Source organism: Flavobacterium galactosidilyticum (assembly GCF_020911945.1).
GTDB lineage: Bacteria > Bacteroidota > Bacteroidia > Flavobacteriales > Flavobacteriaceae > Flavobacterium > Flavobacterium galactosidilyticum.
Map to the genome: position 1 here is coordinate 1,850,145 of NZ_CP087135.1, position 19,302 is coordinate 1,869,446.

At 33.2% G+C, this 19,302-nt stretch carries 16 protein-coding genes; 8 read left to right on the plus strand and 8 right to left on the minus strand.

Annotation, left to right across the window (positions count from 1 at the left end; all coding sequences use genetic code 11):
* The first annotated feature begins 38 nt into the window (after positions 1 to 38).
* Positions 39 to 1,694 carry a SulP family inorganic anion transporter gene (locus LNP27_RS08160; RefSeq protein WP_229941159.1) on the plus strand — a complete coding sequence of 552 codons (1,656 nt, stop codon included), beginning with the start codon at positions 39 to 41 and terminating at the stop codon, positions 1,692 to 1,694.
* A gap of 106 nt (positions 1,695 to 1,800) precedes the next feature.
* Positions 1,801 to 2,436 (plus strand): carbonate dehydratase, encoded by a 636-nt coding sequence (gene can / locus LNP27_RS08165; RefSeq protein WP_229941160.1) that lies wholly within the window; start codon positions 1,801 to 1,803, stop codon positions 2,434 to 2,436.
* Positions 2,437 to 2,464: 28 nt separating this feature from the next.
* Here the strand turns inward: can and LNP27_RS08170 are convergent, their stop codons facing one another.
* Together LNP27_RS08170 and LNP27_RS08175 are read right to left on the minus strand one after the other, a co-directional pair.
* The gene (locus tag LNP27_RS08170; RefSeq protein ID WP_229941161.1) at positions 2,465 to 3,667 is read right to left on the minus strand and encodes an LETM1-related biofilm-associated protein; all 1,203 of its coding nucleotides are present in this window, start codon (positions 3,665 to 3,667) and stop codon (positions 2,465 to 2,467) included.
* 215 nt (positions 3,668 to 3,882) lie between these two features.
* Positions 3,883 to 4,512, minus strand: coding sequence for a superoxide dismutase (locus LNP27_RS08175; protein ID WP_229944052.1), 630 nt, complete (start codon positions 4,510 to 4,512; stop codon positions 3,883 to 3,885).
* Positions 4,513 to 4,866: 354 nt separating this feature from the next.
* Between LNP27_RS08175 and LNP27_RS08180 the strand changes: the two genes are divergently transcribed.
* The 4 genes from LNP27_RS08180 (at position 4,867) to LNP27_RS08195 (ending at position 7,391) form a co-directional block, all read left to right on the plus strand.
* Complete coding sequence (locus LNP27_RS08180; protein WP_229941162.1) at positions 4,867 to 5,781, plus strand: YihY/virulence factor BrkB family protein; 915 nt, start codon at positions 4,867 to 4,869, stop codon at positions 5,779 to 5,781.
* A 100-nt stretch (positions 5,782 to 5,881) separates the two neighbouring features.
* Positions 5,882 to 6,310, plus strand: coding sequence for an META domain-containing protein (locus tag LNP27_RS08185; RefSeq protein WP_229941163.1), 429 nt, complete (start codon positions 5,882 to 5,884; stop codon positions 6,308 to 6,310).
* Positions 6,311 to 6,381: 71 nt separating this feature from the next.
* Positions 6,382 to 6,903: a DUF4251 domain-containing protein gene (locus LNP27_RS08190; protein ID WP_229941164.1), complete on the plus strand. Its 522-nt coding sequence runs from the start codon at positions 6,382 to 6,384 to the stop codon at positions 6,901 to 6,903.
* A 35-nt stretch (positions 6,904 to 6,938) separates the two neighbouring features.
* A complete protein-coding gene (locus LNP27_RS08195) occupies positions 6,939 to 7,391 on the plus strand; it encodes a copper resistance protein NlpE (RefSeq protein ID WP_229941165.1) in 453 nt (150 codons plus the stop codon).
* A gap of 91 nt (positions 7,392 to 7,482) precedes the next feature.
* On the opposite strand, the gene LNP27_RS08200 is transcribed toward LNP27_RS08195, so the two are convergent.
* The 5 genes from LNP27_RS08200 to LNP27_RS08220 all read right to left on the minus strand — a co-directional run bounded on the left by LNP27_RS08200 (position 7,483) and on the right by LNP27_RS08220 (position 15,574).
* Positions 7,483 to 9,273, minus strand: coding sequence for an acyl-CoA dehydrogenase family protein (locus LNP27_RS08200; protein ID WP_229941166.1), 1,791 nt, complete (start codon positions 9,271 to 9,273; stop codon positions 7,483 to 7,485).
* A 150-nt stretch (positions 9,274 to 9,423) separates the two neighbouring features.
* On the minus strand, positions 9,424 to 10,605 hold the full coding sequence (locus LNP27_RS08205; protein WP_229941167.1) for an acetyl-CoA C-acyltransferase: 1,182 nt from the start codon (positions 10,603 to 10,605) through the stop codon (positions 9,424 to 9,426).
* Positions 10,606 to 10,698: 93 nt separating this feature from the next.
* Positions 10,699 to 13,089 carry a 3-hydroxyacyl-CoA dehydrogenase/enoyl-CoA hydratase family protein gene (locus LNP27_RS08210; RefSeq protein ID WP_229941168.1) on the minus strand — a complete coding sequence of 797 codons (2,391 nt, stop codon included), beginning with the start codon at positions 13,087 to 13,089 and terminating at the stop codon, positions 10,699 to 10,701.
* Between the two features lie 49 nt (positions 13,090 to 13,138).
* Positions 13,139 to 13,609, minus strand: a complete 471-nt coding sequence (locus LNP27_RS08215) for a MarR family winged helix-turn-helix transcriptional regulator (RefSeq protein ID WP_229941169.1) — start codon at positions 13,607 to 13,609, stop codon at positions 13,139 to 13,141.
* Between the two features lie 189 nt (positions 13,610 to 13,798).
* Positions 13,799 to 15,574, minus strand: coding sequence for an AMP-dependent synthetase/ligase (locus LNP27_RS08220; protein ID WP_229941170.1), 1,776 nt, complete (start codon positions 15,572 to 15,574; stop codon positions 13,799 to 13,801).
* 379 nt (positions 15,575 to 15,953) lie between these two features.
* Here LNP27_RS08220 and LNP27_RS08225 point away from each other — a divergent pair, with 379 nt between their 5' ends.
* The gene (locus LNP27_RS08225) at positions 15,954 to 16,904 is read left to right on the plus strand and encodes an NAD(P)H-dependent flavin oxidoreductase (RefSeq protein WP_229941171.1); all 951 of its coding nucleotides are present in this window, start codon (positions 15,954 to 15,956) and stop codon (positions 16,902 to 16,904) included.
* Between the two features lie 205 nt (positions 16,905 to 17,109).
* On the opposite strand, the gene LNP27_RS08230 is transcribed toward LNP27_RS08225, so the two are convergent.
* Positions 17,110 to 17,757 (minus strand): HAD family hydrolase, encoded by a 648-nt coding sequence (locus LNP27_RS08230; protein WP_229941172.1) that lies wholly within the window; start codon positions 17,755 to 17,757, stop codon positions 17,110 to 17,112.
* Positions 17,758 to 18,075: 318 nt separating this feature from the next.
* Between LNP27_RS08230 and LNP27_RS08235 the strand changes: the two genes are divergently transcribed.
* Positions 18,076 to 19,302 carry a hybrid sensor histidine kinase/response regulator gene (locus tag LNP27_RS08235; RefSeq protein WP_229941173.1) on the plus strand — a complete coding sequence of 409 codons (1,227 nt, stop codon included), beginning with the start codon at positions 18,076 to 18,078 and terminating at the stop codon, positions 19,300 to 19,302.

The following is a 19,302-nucleotide window of genomic DNA, read 5'->3' on the forward strand; positions in this document are numbered from 1 at the left end:
GATATGCAGCATATTAACATGTAATTTTTTGTAATATTATGTCAAAAAAAGTCAATCTTTTGGCCAATCTTAAATCTGATTTTGCATCAGGATTGGTCGTTTTTTTAGTTGCTTTACCTCTCTGTTTAGGAATTGCAATGGCCTCAGGTGCGCCATTATTCTCCGGAATTATCGCGGGGATTGTAGGAGGTATCGTCGTAGGATATTTAAGTACGTCTAACATAAGTGTTTCTGGTCCTGCCGCGGGTCTGACCGCAATTGTGCTTACAGCAGTAACGGATTTAGGGGCTTTCGATGTTTTCTTAACCGCTGTTTTTATAGCAGGTTTAATACAATTACTATTGGGATTTGCGAAAGCGGGTAGCATTTCTAATTATTTTCCAACGAATGTTATTGAAGGAATGTTGGCTGGGATTGGAATTATTATTATTCTAAAGCAATTGCCGCATGCATTTGGTTACGACAATGATTTTGAAGGAGATCAGTCTTTTTTGGAATCAGATGGTGGAAATGCATTCTCTTCGCTATTTAGTATTTTTGATTTTCTTCAAATAGGCTCTATAGTTATCACAGTGGTTTCGATGGTAATTTTGATTTCTTGGGATAAAGTTCCCTTTTTGAAAAAATTAAAATTAGTGCCTGGAGCTTTAATTGCTGTAGCCTTAGGAGTAATCATGAATGAGATTTTTATTAGTTCAGGAAGTGCTTTAGCTGTTGGAAAAGAACACTTAGTTTCTTTACCTGTTCCTTCTTCTTTCGAAGAATTTAAAGCAATTATTATAACACCCAATTTATCTGGAGTTATGAATCCACAGGTTTGGATTGTCGCTTTTACAATAGCAATTGTAGCATCTATTGAGACTCTTTTAAGTATTGAAGCAGCTGATAGAATGGATGTTCAAAAGCGATTTACAGACACTAATAAAGAATTAAAAGCGCAAGGAATTGGTAATATGGTGAGTTCGCTTTTTGGGGGATTACCATTAACGTCAGTAATTGTGCGTTCCTCCGCAAATAGTGCTGCTGGAGCCAAATCTAAAATGTCTACCATTATTCACGGATTTTTATTATTGATTACTGTACTTGTAATTCCAATGATTATTAATAAAATTCCATTGGCTACTTTAGCAGCTGTTTTAATATTAGTTGGTTATAAACTAGCTAAACCAGCAACCTTCAAACATTTTTGGGAAAAAGGAAAATACCAATTTATTCCTTTTATTGCTACATTATTAGCTGTTGTGTTTTTGGATTTATTGAAAGGAGTTGCTTTAGGAATTATCATCAGTGTAATTTTTGTTTTAAAAGGAAACCTCAAGAGAGCATATAGTTTCAAAAAACAGGAATATGTTGATGGTGATATTATTCATATCGATTTAGCTCAAGAAGTATCTTTCTTGAATAAAGCGGCGATTAAGTTAACTTTAAATGAAATACCTGAAAACTCTAAGGTGATTATCAATGCTCAGGACACAGTGTATATTTCTCATGATATTCTAGATTTAATAAGGGAGTTTAAAGTAACTAGAGCTGTAAATGAGAATATTAAGGTGAAATTAAAAGGTTTTAAAAAAGCATACGAGCTAGAAAACACACCTGAATTAAAGAATCACGTTACGTTTGAAAGTTATTATGATGTTGCCAAAAGAGTAATGGTTAAAAAGGAAAAATTTAAAGAAGTTTATCAAAATTAATAATTAAACAAATAAGAAGGCGATGTAATTCAAGCTTTAAAAAAAATACATTATCAATTTCTTTGAAGTTGTGCGCCAAATTTAAATTAAAAAAGTAAATACAAAGATGAGTGATTTTTATAAGAAGATTTTAGACAATAATAAAAAATGGGTAGAGGATAGTTTGTCTAAAGATGCAAACTATTTTGAAGATTTAGCCAAAGGTCAAACACCGCCATTATTATGGATTGGGTGTTCTGATAGTCGTGTTCCTGCTAATGAAATTATTGGTGCTAAACCGGGCGAAGTTTTTGTTCATAGGAATATTGCCAATATGGTGGTTCATTCTGATATGAATATGCTTAGTGTGCTAGATTATGCAGTAAATGTATTGAAAGTAAAACACGTCATTGTTTGCGGACATTATGGATGTGGGGGCGTAAAAGCTGCAATGGGTAATGATTCAGTAGGTATTATTGATAATTGGCTTCGTCATATCAAAGATGAGTATCGTTTGCATGACAGATATTTAAATTCAATTGAAGACGAAACGGAACGTTTTAATGCTTTTGTTGAAGTCAATATTAAAGAACAAGTTTACAATTTAGCTAAGACTTCAATTGTACAAGGAGCTTGGAAAGTTGGACAGGATTTAACCTTGCATGGCTGGGTCTATGGATTGAATTCCGGTTTTGTAACTGATTTGAAAGTGAATATAAGTTCAAATAATGAATTAGATGAAGTATATCAGTTAAATTTATAAGTAAAAAATCGCCTAAGGGCGATTTTTTTTATTCATTTTCTTCCAGATTTTCGTTAAAAGCAGAAGGTAATAATTGAGGAATAAATTTGATTAGAATAGGTAATAATAAACTTCCTCCGGGTAATAAAAATATAGCTAATGAAGGAACTGTTTTGCAAATTTCTAGCAGTTGCTTTTTTACTTTTTTCTTTTCTTTTTCGTCAAGATCTCTACGAGTCGAATAGGTAAGTAGTATCATTAGCTCCTTGCTTTGCACGATTTCCTTTATTAATCGGTTTTTATTTCTACTTATTAAGGTAACTACACTTTGAGTAGTTTGGTCATAAAAATGCTTTACCGGATTAGAATAATTGAAATAAGGTATTTCTTTTTTATGTTTACTAATGAATAAATGAGTGCTTTGGATACTTTCATCAACGAAAGAATCTTGAATTGATAAAATTTCAGCGAGAGAATGTAAAAAATAGATTTCATCATTTTCTATTTTTTCATCACTCCATAAAGCCATTCCAGCAATATCTATTAAATAATATTTCTCTAAATCGTTAGTAAAGTAACTGAATTGTATGGTTTCTAGGCTTTGAACAGAAACTTTATTGAATTTACTATATCGAATAGAAGCTTCGAATAGTTTGATTAAAAGATCATCATATTGCGATTTTTTTGACTTTACTCTTAAAGCGATTGTCACAATATTGATAATGGTTTCTTCTATTTTCTGTAAGTATTTTTCTGGAATTTGCCCATGAATTAAATATTGACGAAAAGCAAGAACATCAATAAATAATAATGCATTAGTAACAAGGTGTGAAAAATTTTTGTTAATAATGCTATCATTGGTTTGAACACGTTCATCAATGATCTTTTCTAAAGTTAAAGAAGGAGAGTTTTTGGGAAGTATTTTTTTAAACAAATTGAATCCTTGCGGATGCATTTGATTGTAAAAAGCAACTGCTTGTTTAATGAAATTTTCAGCCCTTATATCATGATTGTCCAGACAAAAAGAAGCGTACAATGTGTTCAGAAGAGCCACTTTTGAAATTTCTTCTTTGAACCAACCTTTGGTTTCTATGGGTTTTGAGGTATCAAATGAAATAATATGACCGTAGATAAAACCTGTATTTCTTACTTTTTGATAAAAAACAGCTATATCTGTAGAAACAGCTTCTTTTGAAAATTTTTGTTCTGCAAAGAACTTATCTATCCAACCTGATGTCGAAGGGTTAATCATTACTTTAATTTGATGATGCAAAGCTATACTTTTTTATGATAGTTTTGACTTGTGATTTTTAGTTTAACACAGTAGTTACTATTAATTAATATAGTTTTTAAAACGCTTTTTCACCTTTATTTAGATAGTGTTAAATTGGGAAAGTTAGTAAGTAAATTCTAATTTATAGAAAAGCCCTAAATTGCAAAATGCGCTTCAGGGCTTAGATATATATATTAGGAGTTGAATAATTTTTCAGCTGCATCCCAATTGACAACATTCCAAAAAGAGGCTACATAATCCGCTCTTCTATTCTGGTTTTTGAGATAATAAGCATGTTCCCAAACATCTAATGCTAAAACCGGTTTCCCTTTTAATCCTTTGCCTCGTAATCGCATCAATGGATTATCTTGGTTTGCCGTTGAACCTATGACTAATTTACCATCTTGTACTACCAACCAAGCCCAACCTGAGCCAAATCGTTTCATTGAAGCATCGCTAAATTGTTTTTTGAATTCTTCAAAAGAACCGAAAGTATTTGTTATTGCATCAGCTAATTTACCTTTTGGATTTCCACCACCGTTAGGTTTCATTAATGTCCAAAACAAACTGTGATTGTAGTGTCCGCCACCATTATTTCTAATTGATTCTGGAAATTTAGACATTTTTGCGAAAATGTTTTCTAAGGTTTTAGAATCGGAAATTAAACTAGTATCTATCGTTTCAAGCGCTTTGTTTAAGTTAGTGACGTAGGCTTGATGGTGCTTTTTATGATGAATCTCCATAGTTTGCTTGTCAATATGCGGCTCTAATGCTTCATAAGAATACGGTAATTGAGGCAGACTATAAACGTCATCTACGCTCATAGTTTCCAAATCAATATTTGAGCTATAAACATTCAAAGCACTTTCATTTGCCAAGGCAGTGTTAAATAGGCTACTTCCAATAATTGTTCCTGTTGAAAGGATGGCTGTTTGCTTTAAAAAATTTCTTCGTGTATTATTTTCCATGAGTATGATTTTTTTTTTAATCTTAAATATTTTATATAAAAATAGGTATTATAAATCTTTCACAGGGTTAAAAAACACTTAAAATAAATTTATTTCTTATATTTTGATGGGCTTGTAGTGCTAATTAATAAAGGAATTATGTAAAATTCATTTCGAATAAGCGTGTAGTATTTTCGTAATTTTGAAAATGTAAAAAGTAATTGCATAAAAATGAAAAGGAGAAAAGTGATAGTATCTGGTTGGAAATTATTAAAACGAACCTTTAATGAGTTTAATGACGACAATGCCATAAAATTAAGTGCATCATTGTCCTATTATACCATATTTTCGCTACCGCCATTATTAATTATTATTTTGTCTATTTTTAGTTTTTTCTTTGGTCGGGATGCTGTTACGGGTCGGTTTTTTGGACAAATAAATGGAATGGTTGGCAACGCAGCAGCGATTCAAATTCAAGAAACTATCAAAAATATTGAGTTGTCAGACAGTAATACTTTTGCAGCCATATTTGGTGGAATAATGCTATTAATAGGTGCTTCGGGTGTTTTTGCGGAAATTCAAAGTTCCATTAATCAAATATGGGGACTTAAGGCTAAGCCCAATAAAGGTATTATGAAATTTGTAAAAAACAGATTGATGTCCTTTTCAATGATTGCTTCTGTTGGTTTTTTATTAATGGTTAGTTTAATGGTCAACACTGTTATGGATGTTATTAATGCTAGACTACTAATTTATTTTCCAGATACCGCCGTGTATTTCTTTTATATTTTTAATATTATAATTTTATTTGCGACGACAACAATGTTGTTTGCTATAATTTTTAAAACACTTCCTGACGGAGAAATTGGTTGGAAAGATGCACTGATAGGGTCTAGTTTTACTTCTTTTTTCTTTATGATTGGTAAATTTGCTATTGGTTTCTATTTAGGAAGCTCAACTGTTGCTACTGTTTATGGGGCAGCAGGATCAGTTATTATAATCTTAGTATGGGTTTATTATTCTGCTATAATATTATATTTTGGCGCTGAATTTACCAAAGTATATTCAAATGAAAAAGGAACTAAGATAATTCCAAATTCCTACGCAGTTGAAATAAAAGTTGAAGTAGTGGAAATCAAAGAGTAATATCATTTTTAGTTTGTTTTTAAAAATAAACTAATTTTAAAAAGATTATTGGCAGTGTTATTGCATTGCTGATGATATTAACATAAATAAATAAAATCTAATGAAAAAATTAATTTTAATGCTAGCAGTTTCTTGTTTAGCTTTCGTTTCTTGTAATTCAGTAAAAAACAATAAATCTCAAATGACATCACTTCAAGGTTCTTGGGAACTAAATTATATAACAGGTCCACGAATTGCTTTCCAAGGTTTATATCCAAATGAAAAACCAACTATTATTTTCGACTTGAAAGAAGATTTAGTTTCAGGTGGTACTGGCTGTAACCGTTATTCAGGGAAACCAAATGTTGATGGGAATAAGATTGATTTCAAAAATGATATGGCATTGACTAGAATGTATTGTCCTGGTGACGGAGAAAGTGTTTATCTAGCGACGCTTCAAAAAATTGATTCATATGCCGTTTCAAAAGATGGTAAGACTTTAAGCTTTATGATGGGTGACGTCGCTATGATGCGTTTTACTAAAAAATAAATTATTTAATGATGCCCTTTCTTGGGCATCATTTTTTTATAAAAGTATATATCAAGCAAAAAATAATAAGTATGAATGCTAAAAGAATTATTGGATTAATACTTTGCTTATTTGTGTTCACGGTTGGATTTAGCCAAGAAAAGCCAAAAAAACAATTAAGGGCAGAACGCAAAATTGAAAAAGCGAAACAAATTGCAATTTTAGTGGATTCTAAAGAGTTTGTTTTTGTTGGCAAAAGAGCTTTCCCGCAAGGATTAAGAACGGTAGATTTAACTACGAATACTAATTTTATCGAATTTAAACCTGATTTTATCAAAAGTGAAATGCCTTTTTTTGGAAGAGGTTATAGCGGTATTGGTTATGGAGGTGATTCCGGATTGAAATTCGAAGGGAAGCCACTCGAATTCTCAATAGTTAAGGCAAAGAAAACCTATGAATTAAATGCAAGGGTTAAAGGAGAAAGTGATGTCTTTAGAATCACGCTCTCTATTCTAGAAGAAGGAGGTGCAACACTTACTATTAATTCTAATAATCGAAGTCCAATTTCATATTATGGCGAAATATCCAAAATTGAAAAAAAAGTGGACAAGTAGTGTTCTAGAAATATAAATTTAAATCAAATGTAATTATGAAATATAGAATGGTTTTAATTTTTTGTTCCTCGTTATTTTTATTCAGCTGTAAAAATGGAACAGATAAAAAAGAGTTAGAAATTGTAAATTCTACCAGCAAGGATACTAATGTTGTTGATGCGCATAATTCTCAAAATTCTCTAGATTGGGAAGGAGTTTACAAAGGAATACTTCCTTGTGCTGATTGCGAAGGAATAGAAATAGAGATTATATTAAACAGTGATTTGACTTTTGTTAAAAAGACAAAATATTTAGGTAAAGAGAACTTTAACGGAATTGACGAAAAAGGTAGTTTTACCTGGAATAAAGAGGGTTCGACTATCATTTTGCAGCAAATTAATGAAGGTTCTAATCAATATAAAGTTGGTGAAAACACTTTGACGCACCTAGATATGGAAGGTAAAATTATAAAAGGAGATTTAGCTGAAAAGTATATTTTGAAAAAGTAACGAATAATTTTTTACAATAAAAAAAACCGTCATGTTATTTTATAACTTGACGGTTTTTTCACTCTTTTGAGTTAGTAGCGTTCTTTAACTTCTAGAAGCAATAGTGATTTTCAGCTACAATTTTTGCAGTTATTGTTTCTCTTAAAGCAACAATATTAGGCATGTTAGTATATTTTGTAAAGCGTCTTAATCCCATTAACATCATGCGTTGTTCATCACCTTCAGCAAATGAGATCACACTTTCTTTTCCTTTTTGAGTTACAATATCTACTGCTTTGTATAAGTACAGTTTAGCCATTGCAATTTGCTCTTGTACTTTGGCTTCTCCTTCTTTTTTGGCTAATTTTTCAGTTCTAAGAACGGTACTTTCTGCCATATAGATTTCGATTAAAATATCTGAAGCCGCCATTAATAATTGTTGGTGCGCTTCTAGATCTGGGCCGTATTTTTGTACCGCTCCACCAGCTACCATAAGGAATGCTTGTTTCAATTTACCAATCATTTCTTTTTCTTCAGCAAATAACGTGGAGTAGTCTGGAGTTTCAAATGATGGAATTCCCATTAATTCTTCTTGAACTTTTGAAGCAGGTCCTAACAAATCGATATGGCCTTTCATCGCTTTTTTGATTAACATACCTACTGAAAGCATTCTGTTAATCTCATTTGTACCTTCGTAAATACGAGCGATACGAGCATCTCTCCAAGCACTTTCCATTGGCGTATCTTCAGAGAATCCCATTCCACCAAAGATTTGAATTCCTTCGTCCGCACAGTTTTGAATATCTTCAGAAACGGCTACTTTTAGAATAGAGCACTCAATAGCAAATTCTTCGACACCTTTCAACTCTGCTTCTTGATGACTTGCTCCTTCTTGTTCACGAATAGAAATGCGATCTTCAATGTCTTTTGCTGCACGATACGTAGCACTTTCGCCAGCATACATGCTTGTTGCCATTTCTGCTAGTTTAGCACGGATTGCACCAAATTGAGCAATAGGAGTATTGAACTGTATTCTTTCATTTGCATAATTAACAGAAGCTGAAATCACTCTTCTTTGCGCGTCTAAACAAGCAGCAGCTAGTTTGATACGTCCTACGTTTAGAGCATTCATTGCTATCTTGAAACCATTTCCTCTTTCAGAAAGCATGTTTTCAACAGGGACTTTAGTCTCATTAAAGAAAACTTGACGAGTAGAAGATGCACGAATACCTAATTTGTGCTCTTCTTCACCCATTGAAATTCCATTCCCTTCTGTATTTTCTAATATAAAACCTGTGATGTTTTTATCGTCTCCAATACGTGCAAAAACGATAAATAGCGAACAGAATCCTGCATTCGAAATCCACATTTTTTGTCCTGTAATCGAATAGTATTTACCATCTTCAGATAAAACTGCTTTAGTTTTTCCTGAATTAGCATCAGATCCTGCACCTGGTTCTGTCAAGCAATAGGCACCAAACCATTCGCCTGAAGCTAATTTAGGTACATATTTTTGCTTTTGTTCCTCAGTTCCATATAAAGTAATTGGCATTGTGCCAATTCCAGTATGTGCTCCAAAAGCAGTCGAGAATGAACCAGTTGCCCCTGAAATGTAGTCACAAACTAAAACTGTGTTTACAAATCCCATTCCCATCCCGCCATAAGCTTCAGGAACAGCAACGCTTAGGAAGCCTAAGTCTCCTGCTTTTTTCATGCTGTCCTCAGTAAAAGCGTAATCTTTTTTCTCAAAACGGTCCTTGTTAGGCCATAGTTCTTTGTCTACAAACTCTTTTACAGAGTCGCGCATCATTGTTTGCTCTTCATTGAAATCTTCAGGAGTGAAGATGTCTTCGCATTTTGTTTCTTTTACTAGGAATTGTCCTCCTCTTGTTTTGTCGCTCATTTTTTTATTTTTTTAAGACTTTAGAAATAAAGTGTAGAATATAGATGTAGCCGAGTTCGTTTTGAAAAGACATTGTCATTCTTTGAACTTCTTCTATTTTCGTTTCTAATTGGTTAATTATTGTAACGGTTAGATTTTTAATTATTTATCTTACATCAACTCATAAATCCCCGCAGCACCTTGCCCAGTTCCTACACACATGGATACAATTCCGTATTTATTTCCTCTGCGTTTCATCTCGTCAAATAATTGAACGGAAAGTTTAGCTCCAGTACATCCTAACGGGTGGCCTAATGCTATAGCACCACCATTTACATTTACAATATCAGGATTTAATCCTAATTCGCGTGTAACTGCTATTGCTTGTGAAGCAAAAGCTTCGTTCAATTCGATTAAATCAATATCTTTCAATTGCATTCCAGCTTGTTTCAACGCTTTTGGAATTGCTTTTACAGGACCAATTCCCATAATTCTTGGTTCAACACCTGCTGCTGCAAAATTTACTAATCGAGCAATTGGTTCCAGATTTAATTCTTTTACCATTTCTTCGCTCATAACTAATACGAAAGCGGCACCATCACTCATTTGAGAAGAGTTACCAGCAGTTACACTTCCACCATCTGCAAAAACGGGTCTTAAACCAGCTAAAGCTTCTATAGAAGTTCCTGCTCTAGGACCTTCATCTTTATTTACAACATATGATTTAGTTTCCTTTTTACCATTTTCATTAATGAACGTTTGTTCAATGGTAATAGGTACAATTTGTTTATCAAATTTTCCATCTGCTTGCGCTTTCAAAGCTTTCATGTGCGAGTTGTAAGCAAACTCATCTTGATCTTCTCTTGAAACATTGAATTGTTGGGCAACTGCTTCCGCTGTTAGTCCCATTCCCCAATAATAATCCTCGTTTCCTGCTTTTGCAACAGCATAATCCGGAGTAGGTTTGTAACCTCCCATAGGAATAAAACTCATGCTTTCGGCACCTCCGGCAATGATGCAATTTGCCATTCCTGATTGAATTTTGGCTGTTGCCATTGCTATTGTTTCTATTCCGGAGGCACAATATCTATTCACAGTTACACCAGGAACATCTTCGACTTTTAATCCCATTAATGAGATTAATCGCGCTACGTTTAATCCTTGTTCTGCTTCTGGCATCGCGTTTCCTACCATCACGTCATCGATGCGAGTTTTATCGAAATCAGGGAGTTCATTCATCATGTACTCAATGGTTTCTGCCGCCAATTCATCAGGTCTTTTAAATCTAAAAACTCCTTTTGGTGCTTTACCAACGGCAGTTCTGTATGCTTTTACTATATAGGCTGTTTTCATATTTTTATCTTTTTAAGATTTTAGAAGAAAGAGGCAAGAGAATAGATAAGATCCAGTTTGGAAGTCTTATTTCTTTGTTCTTTATTCTATTTTCTAATTTCTCAACGGTTTCCCTTTGGTTAACATAAACTGTATTCTTTCTAATGTCTTTCTCTCTGTACAAAGTGACAAGAAAGCTTCACGTTCAAGATCTAATAAATATTGCTCAGTTACTAATGTTGGTTCCGATAAATCACCACCAGCCATAACATAGGCTAGTTTGTTGGCAATTTTTTTATCGTGTTCTGAGATGTATTTTCCAGCTTCCATTTGGTCAGTTCCTACTAAGAACATTCCTAATGCTTGCTTTCCTAATACTTTTACATCCTTTCTTCTAATTGGTTGTGTGTAACCCGCTTCTGCCATGATTAAAGCATGTTTTTTAGCTTCAGCAATCTGACGGTCTTTGTTCACTACAATAATGTCTTTTCCTTGTTGCAAAAGTCCGGTGTCAAAAGCTTCGTAACCTGAAGTAGATACTTTTGCCATAGCGATTGTCAAGAAATATTCTTGTAAAATATTCAGCTCAACATCGTTTTTATGGAATAAATCTGAGGCTCTTAATGCCAATTCTTTAGAACCACCTCCACCTGGAATTACACCAACTCCAAATTCTACTAATCCCATATAGGTTTCAGCCGCAGCAACAACTTTATCAGCATGCAAACTCATTTCGCAACCACCGCCAAAAGTCATTCCGTGTGGCGCCACAACAACTGGAATTCCAGAGTAACGCACGCGCATCATTGTGTCCTGGAACATTTTGATGGCCATGTTCAATTCGTCGTATTCTTGTTCTACCGCCATCATGAATATCATTCCGATATTGGCACCAACAGAGAAATTCGCTCCTTGATTTCCAATAACTAGTCCTTGATATTCTTTTTCAGATAGATCAATCGCTTTATTGATAGCTGCTAAAACATCGCCACCAATAGTATTCATTTTAGATTGGAATTCTAAATTCAAAATTCCGTCTCCTAAATCTTGTATAATTGCACCGCTATTACTCCAAACTTTTTTGCTTTCGCGAATGTTGTTCAGGATAATAAATGAATCTTGTCCAGGGACTTTTATCTGTGACTTTGTTGGAATATTATAAAAGAAAGTTGCTCCTTCTTTTATAGTGTAAAAACTATTACTTCCCGAACCAAGCATTTCATTCACCCATGCAGCAGGTTGTAAACCTTCGGCTTTCATGATTTCAATTCCTTTCTCCACACCAATAGCATCCCAAATTTCGAATGGACCATTTTCCCAACCAAAGCCAGCTTTCATGGCATCATCAATCTTATATAAGTCATCAGAAATTTCTGGAATTCTGTTTGAAACATAAGCGAACATTCCCGCAAAACTTTTTCTGTAGAATTCTCCTGCTTTGTCTTTTCCTTTAACTAAAACTTTGAAACGATCGATAGGTTTATCAATTGTTTTTGTAAGCTCTAATGTTGCAAACGAAGCTCTTTTATTAGCGCGATATTCCAAAGTATCTAAATCCAAAGTAAGAATTTCTTTTCCTTCTTTTTTATAAAAACCTTGGCCTGTTTTGCTTCCAAACCATTTTTTTTCCATCATTTTATTGACAAAATCTGGAAGTTTAAAAAGTTCATGTTGCTCATCATTCGGGCAGTTTTCATAGATTCCGTTAGCAACATGTACTAAAGTATCTAGACCAACTACGTCAACTGTGCGGAAAGTAGCCGATTTTGGACGACCAATAACTGGACCTGTCAATTTATCAACTTCTTCGATCGTTAATCCCATTTCTTTTACCAAATGAAACAAACTTTGAATACCGAAAATTCCGATTCTGTTTCCGATAAATGCAGGAGTATCTTTGGCTACGACCGAAGTTTTACCTAGAAATTTCTCTCCATATATAGAAAGGAAATCCAAAACGCCAGTTGCTGTTTTTGGACCAGGAATGATTTCGAATAATTTTAAGTAACGCGCCGGGTTAAAAAAGTGTGTTCCGCAGAAGTGTTGTTGGAAATCTTCGCTTCTTCCTTCGCTCATAAAATGAATTGGAATTCCAGAAGTATTTGATGTAACCAAAGTTCCCGGCTTGCGGAATTTCTCAATTTGTTCGAATACTAATTTCTTAATATCCAAGCGCTCTACAACAACTTCTATAATCCAATCTACATGGGCAATTTTAGCCATATCATCGGTTGTATTTCCAGTGGTTATTCTGGAAGCAAATTTCTGACTGTAAATAGGAGAGGGTTTCGATTTTAATGAATTGGCTAAATGCTCATTCACTATTCTGTTTCTAACAATTTTACTTTCTAGAGTAAGCCCTTTTTTAGTTTCGGCTTCAGTAAGTTCTCGAGGAATGATATCCAAAAGTAGAACTTCAACCCCAATGTTTGCAAAATGACAAGCAATCCCTGAGCCCATAATTCCGGATCCAATTACTGCGACTTTTTTAATGGTGCGTTTCATATATAAGTACTATTTGTTTTTTATTGTGATAGGTTTTGTTCTGTATTTTTTAGTTTGAGACTTTTTGATTTTCATCATCGTCAGTCAAATTAAAAATGTTTTTATCTTGTATTAAATCGTTAATTGTTTCAGCTACTTCTATAAAATGCTGCAATTTCTCAGCTGAAATATTATCTTTTACACTTTCGTTAAATCTTAAAACGGTGTTTTTTGATAATTCTCTTTTTTCTTTGCCAAATTCAGTTAGGTAAATCAAAACACCACGTCCATCCTCAGGATTTTTCTTTCGGATAATTAATCCTTTTTCTTCCATAGACTTTAAGGTTCTGGTCAAACTTGTCGCTTCCATTCCCATTTTTGGTCCTAAAGAAGTTGAAGGAGTCCCCTTATCCTTATCAATGCTTAATAGGGCAAATCCAGTTGCCATAGTCGCTCCGTATTTAGAAGCTTCTTCATTATACATTCTGGAAACGGCTTGCCACGTTGCTCGTAAAATATAATCTATCGTTTTGTCTTTCATATGTAACAGTATCGATTTCAAATATAATAAAAAAATACTATGCACGCATAATATATTCAATTATTTTTTTGTTATAAAGTAATAAATATAAAAAAACTCCTCTAAATTAGAGGAGTTTTGTACTGAAAAAGAGCGAATTAAGTTTTTTTGTAGAACTATTCGATATTTTTCTCGACTAATTCTCTGCGTTTAACCATATATTTTTTGAAATAATGATTTGTATTTATCCATAATAGGTTTTCTTCTTAATTTTAGTGTTGGAGTCATTTCTCCTCCTTCAATCGACCAAACATCTGGTGTAAGTTCAAAACGTTTAATTTGTTCCCAATGTCCAAATTTTTCGTTATAAAGATTGATTTCTTCTTGTATTCGTGCAATTACTTTTTCATTACAAATAATTTCTTCATTCGTTTTACCAATATTTATTTTATGAATGTTTGCCCATTCTTTGACAAAATCGAAACTAGGTTGTATGAATGCAGCTGGCATTTTCTGTCCGTCACCAATGACCATTATTTGATCAATGAAACGAGATTGTTTCATTGTGTTTTCAAGAATCTGAGGAGCAATATATTTTCCGCCAGATGTTTTGAACATTTCCTTCTTACGATCAGTGATTTTCAAGAACCCATCGCTATCTATTTCGCCAATATCACCCGTGTGAAAATAACCGTCGATTACTACTTCGCTGGTTAATTTTTCATCTTTGTAATATCCCATCATAACGTTAGGTCCTTTACAAAGTATTTCTCCGTCTTCAGCAATTTTTACTTGCACATTATCAATTACTTTCCCAACTGTTCCTACTCTGAACCCTTTATTTCGCATATCATTTACGGAAATTACAGGAGATGTTTCGGTTAAACCGTATCCTTCCATAACTGGAATCTCAGCTGCTGCAAAAATTCGAGCTAAACGAGGTTGCAAAGCGGCACTTCCAGAAACCATTAAGTCTAAGTTTCCACCTAGTCCTTCTTTCCATTTACTGAAAATTAGTTTGCGAGCAATTTTAAGTTGGAATTCATACCAACCGCCATTTGCACCATACGGTTGGTACTTCAGACCTAAATCAATAGCCCAAAAGAAAAGGCTCTTTTTTATTCCTGTTAATTCCGCTCCTTTTGCATATATTTTATCATATACTTTTTCCAATAATCTAGGAACCGCGGTCATGACATTCGGTTTTACTTCCTTAAGGTTATCACTGATTTTATCAATCGCTTCGCCAAAATATACAGATACACCATAATATTGGTATAAATATAAAATCATTCTTTCGAAAATATGACAAATAGGAAGGAAGCTTAGAGCTCGACTTGCTCCTGGGGCAAATGGGATTCTAGGAGCGCTGTTTATTACGTCAGAAACAATGTTGTCATGCGATAGCATTACGCCTTTAGGTTTGCCTGTTGTACCTGACGTGTATATAATTGTTGCAAGATCTTGTGCGCTAACACTATCTTTAACAGTTTCCACTTCTTGTTGATTACTTTGGTCTTCACCAAGAGTTAGTAGTTCATTCCAGTTTTTGCAACCTGCAATAGTGTTAAATGAATACACTTCTTTTAAATGAGGAACTTTATCCTTTATAAGCTTCACTTTTCTCAATACCTCTTCATCCGAAACGAAACAATACTGCGCCTCTGAATGATTTAAAATATATTCATAATCATCCTCAGAAATGGTTGGGTAAATAGGAACTGTTTGAGCAGCTATTTGCAAAACGCCAATATCCATAATATGCCATTCTGTTCTATTATTGGTGGAAATTATAGCAATTTTGTCATTTTTTTGAATCCCCATTCGCAGCAAAGCTCTAGAGATAGTATTGGCTTTAGCTATATATTCTGCTGTAGAAGTTTTCTCCCAAACACCGTTCTGTTTTGTTACCAAAGCATCTGAAATATTTGAATATTTCTCTTGCTGGTAGTACGGAAAATCAAAAAGTCTAGTTACTGAAATCATTATAAAAAGATTGAATTTTAATGCAAATTAATTAAAATTTAAGAATATTGATTACTTTTTTAAATTTATATACTAATTTAAAAAACTTCGGGAGCAAGTGTACGAAAACGTTTTCTTTAAAGGCCTTGTAAAGAATTGATTTTGAAATGTTTAATCTGCACTTCGGTTCTTAATTAATAATAGGTATAATTTTTATTTCATTACTTAAATACTTACATACTAGATTTTATCTATTTTAGTTCCCTTAAACGATACGGCGAATTAAAGACTTTTTTGACCTCATTTAGCTTACTTAATGTCATTATATTGGTTTTGATTTGTATTTAGTAGGCGTGCATAGTATATTTAGTTATATTTGTTTTAATTAAAATTTGAACAAATGATTAAGCCTACTTTAACAACTCTTTTGAAAATTAACAGACCGCTAATAATGGCGCCAATGTTTTTAGTATCGAATACTAAAATGGTAATTGAAGGTATGAAAGCCGGTGTTGCGGGCTGTATTCCAGCTTTAAATTATCGAACATTAGAGGAATTACGAGCATCAATTGTTGAACTTAAAGGTGCAAAAGTTCCTGGTGGTAGTTTTGGTTATAATTTAATTGTAAATAAATCTAATATCAAATACAAAGATCAATTGGCTGTTCTGTGTGAGGAAAAAGTCGATTTTATAATTACTTCTTTGGGTTCTCCGGAAGAAACGATTAGGATGGCGCATAAAGTAGGAATCAAAGTTTTTTGTGATGTGACTGATTTGTCCTTTGCTAAAAAAGTTGAAAGTTTAGGCGCTGATGCACTTATAGCTGTTAATAATTTAGCGGGAGGACATAGAGGTAATCTTGGACCAGAAGAGTTAATCAGGGAGTTAGATTCAAAAACTACATTACCTGTAATATCTGCAGGAGGTGTTAGTACGAAACAGGATTTAGATAAAATGCTAAGTTATGGCGCAGTAGGAGTTTCTGTGGGTAGTCCATTTATAGCTTCAGTTGAGTCTGGCGTTTCTGAGGAATATAAACGAGCTTGCGTTGATTATGGCGCAAAAGATATTGTGCTTACTGAGAAAATATCTGGAACACCTTGTACTGTAATAAATACTCCTTATGTTCAAAAAGTAGGAACACAACAATCGTGGATTGAAAGAACTTTAAGTAAAAATAAAACTTTAAAAAAATGGGTCAAAATGATTCGTTATGTACTAGGATCGAATGCTGTCACAAAAGCGGCTACTGAAGTAACTTACAAAACAGTTTGGGTGGCTGGGCCAACGATTGAGAATACTAAAGCAATACTTCCAGTTTCTGTAATAGTTGATTCACTTGTAGTGTAGTTTTTTAAAATATTTCTCTTTAATGTTATTTTGCTGATCTGATGTGTATTGTCCTTAAGTAACAATCACATTTCTCCCAAAATTTCTAAATTGAACCCGTTTTCTTGCTCAACAGAAATGGTAATTTATTCTGTTTTGCTAGTATTTTAAATTGTTTTAAAAGGACTTTTCTACTTTGTTTCTCTCTCTCTCTCTCTCTCTCTCTTTAAATTTTAAAATCCAAGATTGTTTCTAATTCTTCATAATTATAAAATACGGTAGCACCTTCGTCAAGCAAATCCTGTGCGTTATTTTCATTTGCTAAAGCAAAAACTTTAAAACCACCTGTTACAGCTGCAATTACGCCAGCTACGCTATCTTCAATTACAATGCATTCTTCTTTTTCAAATCCCATTTGTTTGCAAGCGTGAAGAAAGATCTCAGGATCAGGCTTCCAACTATTGATGTCATAGGAACTGAAAATTCTGTTTTCAAATTTCTCTAGCAAGCCCGTTATCGTTAAATTCAAAGTGATTTTTTCTACTGGTCCACTTGATGCTACGCAATAGGGTACTGTTAGTTTTTCTATAAATCCTTTAACACCTTTCACAGGTTTTAAATCTGTTTTAAAAGCTTCAAAAGTTTGTTTTCTAAAATCAGTTTCAAAACTATCTGGTAATTTTTTGTCGGTTAGTTCTTCTATCTTTTCAAAGATTTTCTGTAGACGGCTACCATTAAAGTTTTTGATTGATTCTTCGATTGTCATTTTAAGTCCAAAAGACGCCGACATGGAAAGCAATACCTGATTTGCGATGGTTTCACTATCTACTAATATTCCATCACAATCAAAAATTATACATTTTACAGTCTTCATTTTTATAACTACGTTTAATTTTTATTGAATTACATTATTTTTCTTATAAATGGTACGCTAAGGAATTCAAAGATAGTGAAAGAAAAAGTGTCAGAGATTCAAATAATTTAAAACCCAAGCCATAAAATTCTTATAATAACAACATGGGAATTATGTAACTTTCTTTGTATTTAATGAAAGGCGTTATTGTAAAATTTTTATAAATTTGAAAAATGTGTGATTTTTCGGAATTGAAAATTGCAGAAAAATAGTAATCCAATTGGTGTAGGATTTTTATTTAAAATATTTTAAATACATAACAATTTACCTCCCTTTTAAATGATATTGATTGTAGATGATATTCGAGCGAATATAATTGCTTTAAAGAAAACACTAGAGTTGCATAATATAGATGTAGACACTGCAGAATCTGGTGAGGAAGCACTCAAAAAGATCTTGAAAATTGATTATAGTCTAGTTATAATGGATGTTCAAATGCCTGGTCTGGATGGTTTTGAGGTGGTTAAAATTCTTTCAGGCAATAAAAAGACAAAAGATATTCCCGTTATTTTTTTATCAGCGATTAATATAGAAAAGAAATACATTTTTAAAGGATATGAAACTGGAGCTGTCGATTATATTACAAAGCCAGTAGATTCTGATTTACTAATTCTAAAAGTAAAAACGTTTATAAAAATTTACGATCAGCAAAACGAATTGAAGGTAACGAAGGACTTGCTTTCTAAAGAAATAGCAATTCGGACTGAAGCTCAAGATAATTTAGAACTTAAAATTGCGGAGCGAACTAAGGAATTAGTTTTGAAAAATGAAGAGTTAGAATTTAAAAATCATGAATTACAACAATTTTCATGGGTTGTCTCTCATGATTTAAATGAGCCTATTCGTAAAATTCAAATCTTTATTGGAATCTTAAAAGACTTATACTTAAAGGACAACCCAAAAGCTACCAGTTATATTGATAGGACTATGAAATCAGCGGAACGTATGCAAACTTTAATTAGTGATTTGCTTGCTTACTCTAGATTATCATCTAAAGTGGTTTTCGAAAAAACAGATTTGAATTTCGTTTTACAAGAAGTACTTTCTGATTTTGATTACCAAATTGAAAAGAAAAATGCAATTGTAACAATGACTGACTTACCTGCCATTGATAGTATCCCGAGTCAGCTGCGACAAGTTTTTCAAAACTTGATAGGAAACGCTCTTAAGTTTTCTTTGAGTGAAGGCGCTCCTCAAATTAAAATCACTTCCGAATTAATTAAAACGAAAGATTTTGACTCCGAGGCTATCGAGGATGGCAAATATTGCCGCATCATTATATCGGACAATGGAATTGGTTTTGACGAAATATACTTAGATCGAATATTTGTTATTTTTCAAAGTTTAAACGATCGTTCCGTATATGAAGGTACAGGAATAGGCTTGGCTATTTCGAAAAAAATAATGGAAAAACACAATGGATTGATTACAGCAAAAAGTAAATTAGGCAAAGGAGCCAGCTTTATTCTGATTTTGCCATTACAACAAGACATTCAAAATAATTAG

Bases quoted from the DNA above. Each gene is read 5' to 3' on its own strand.
- LNP27_RS08160 (WP_229941159.1), top strand. From the start codon at position 39: ATGTCAAAAAAAGTCAATCTTTTGGCCAATCTTAAATCTGATTTTGCA.
- can (WP_229941160.1), top strand. From the start codon at position 1,801: ATGAGTGATTTTTATAAGAAGATTTTAGACAATAATAAAAAATGGGTA.
- LNP27_RS08170 (WP_229941161.1), bottom strand. From the start codon at position 3,667: ATGATTAACCCTTCGACATCAGGTTGGATAGATAAGTTCTTTGCAGAA.
- LNP27_RS08175 (WP_229944052.1), bottom strand. From the start codon at position 4,512: ATGAGCGTAGATGACGTTTATAGTCTGCCTCAATTACCGTATTCTTAT.
- LNP27_RS08180 (WP_229941162.1), top strand. From the start codon at position 4,867: ATGAAAAGGAGAAAAGTGATAGTATCTGGTTGGAAATTATTAAAACGA.
- LNP27_RS08185 (WP_229941163.1), top strand. From the start codon at position 5,882: ATGAAAAAATTAATTTTAATGCTAGCAGTTTCTTGTTTAGCTTTCGTT.
- LNP27_RS08190 (WP_229941164.1), top strand. From the start codon at position 6,382: ATGAATGCTAAAAGAATTATTGGATTAATACTTTGCTTATTTGTGTTC.
- LNP27_RS08195 (WP_229941165.1), top strand. From the start codon at position 6,939: ATGAAATATAGAATGGTTTTAATTTTTTGTTCCTCGTTATTTTTATTC.
- LNP27_RS08200 (WP_229941166.1), bottom strand. From the start codon at position 9,273: ATGAGCGACAAAACAAGAGGAGGACAATTCCTAGTAAAAGAAACAAAA.
- LNP27_RS08205 (WP_229941167.1), bottom strand. From the start codon at position 10,605: ATGAAAACAGCCTATATAGTAAAAGCATACAGAACTGCCGTTGGTAAA.
- LNP27_RS08210 (WP_229941168.1), bottom strand. From the start codon at position 13,089: ATGAAACGCACCATTAAAAAAGTCGCAGTAATTGGATCCGGAATTATG.
- LNP27_RS08215 (WP_229941169.1), bottom strand. From the start codon at position 13,609: ATGAAAGACAAAACGATAGATTATATTTTACGAGCAACGTGGCAAGCC.
- LNP27_RS08220 (WP_229941170.1), bottom strand. From the start codon at position 15,574: ATGATTTCAGTAACTAGACTTTTTGATTTTCCGTACTACCAGCAAGAG.
- LNP27_RS08225 (WP_229941171.1), top strand. From the start codon at position 15,954: ATGATTAAGCCTACTTTAACAACTCTTTTGAAAATTAACAGACCGCTA.
- LNP27_RS08230 (WP_229941172.1), bottom strand. From the start codon at position 17,757: ATGAAGACTGTAAAATGTATAATTTTTGATTGTGATGGAATATTAGTA.
- LNP27_RS08235 (WP_229941173.1), top strand. From the start codon at position 18,076: ATGATATTGATTGTAGATGATATTCGAGCGAATATAATTGCTTTAAAG.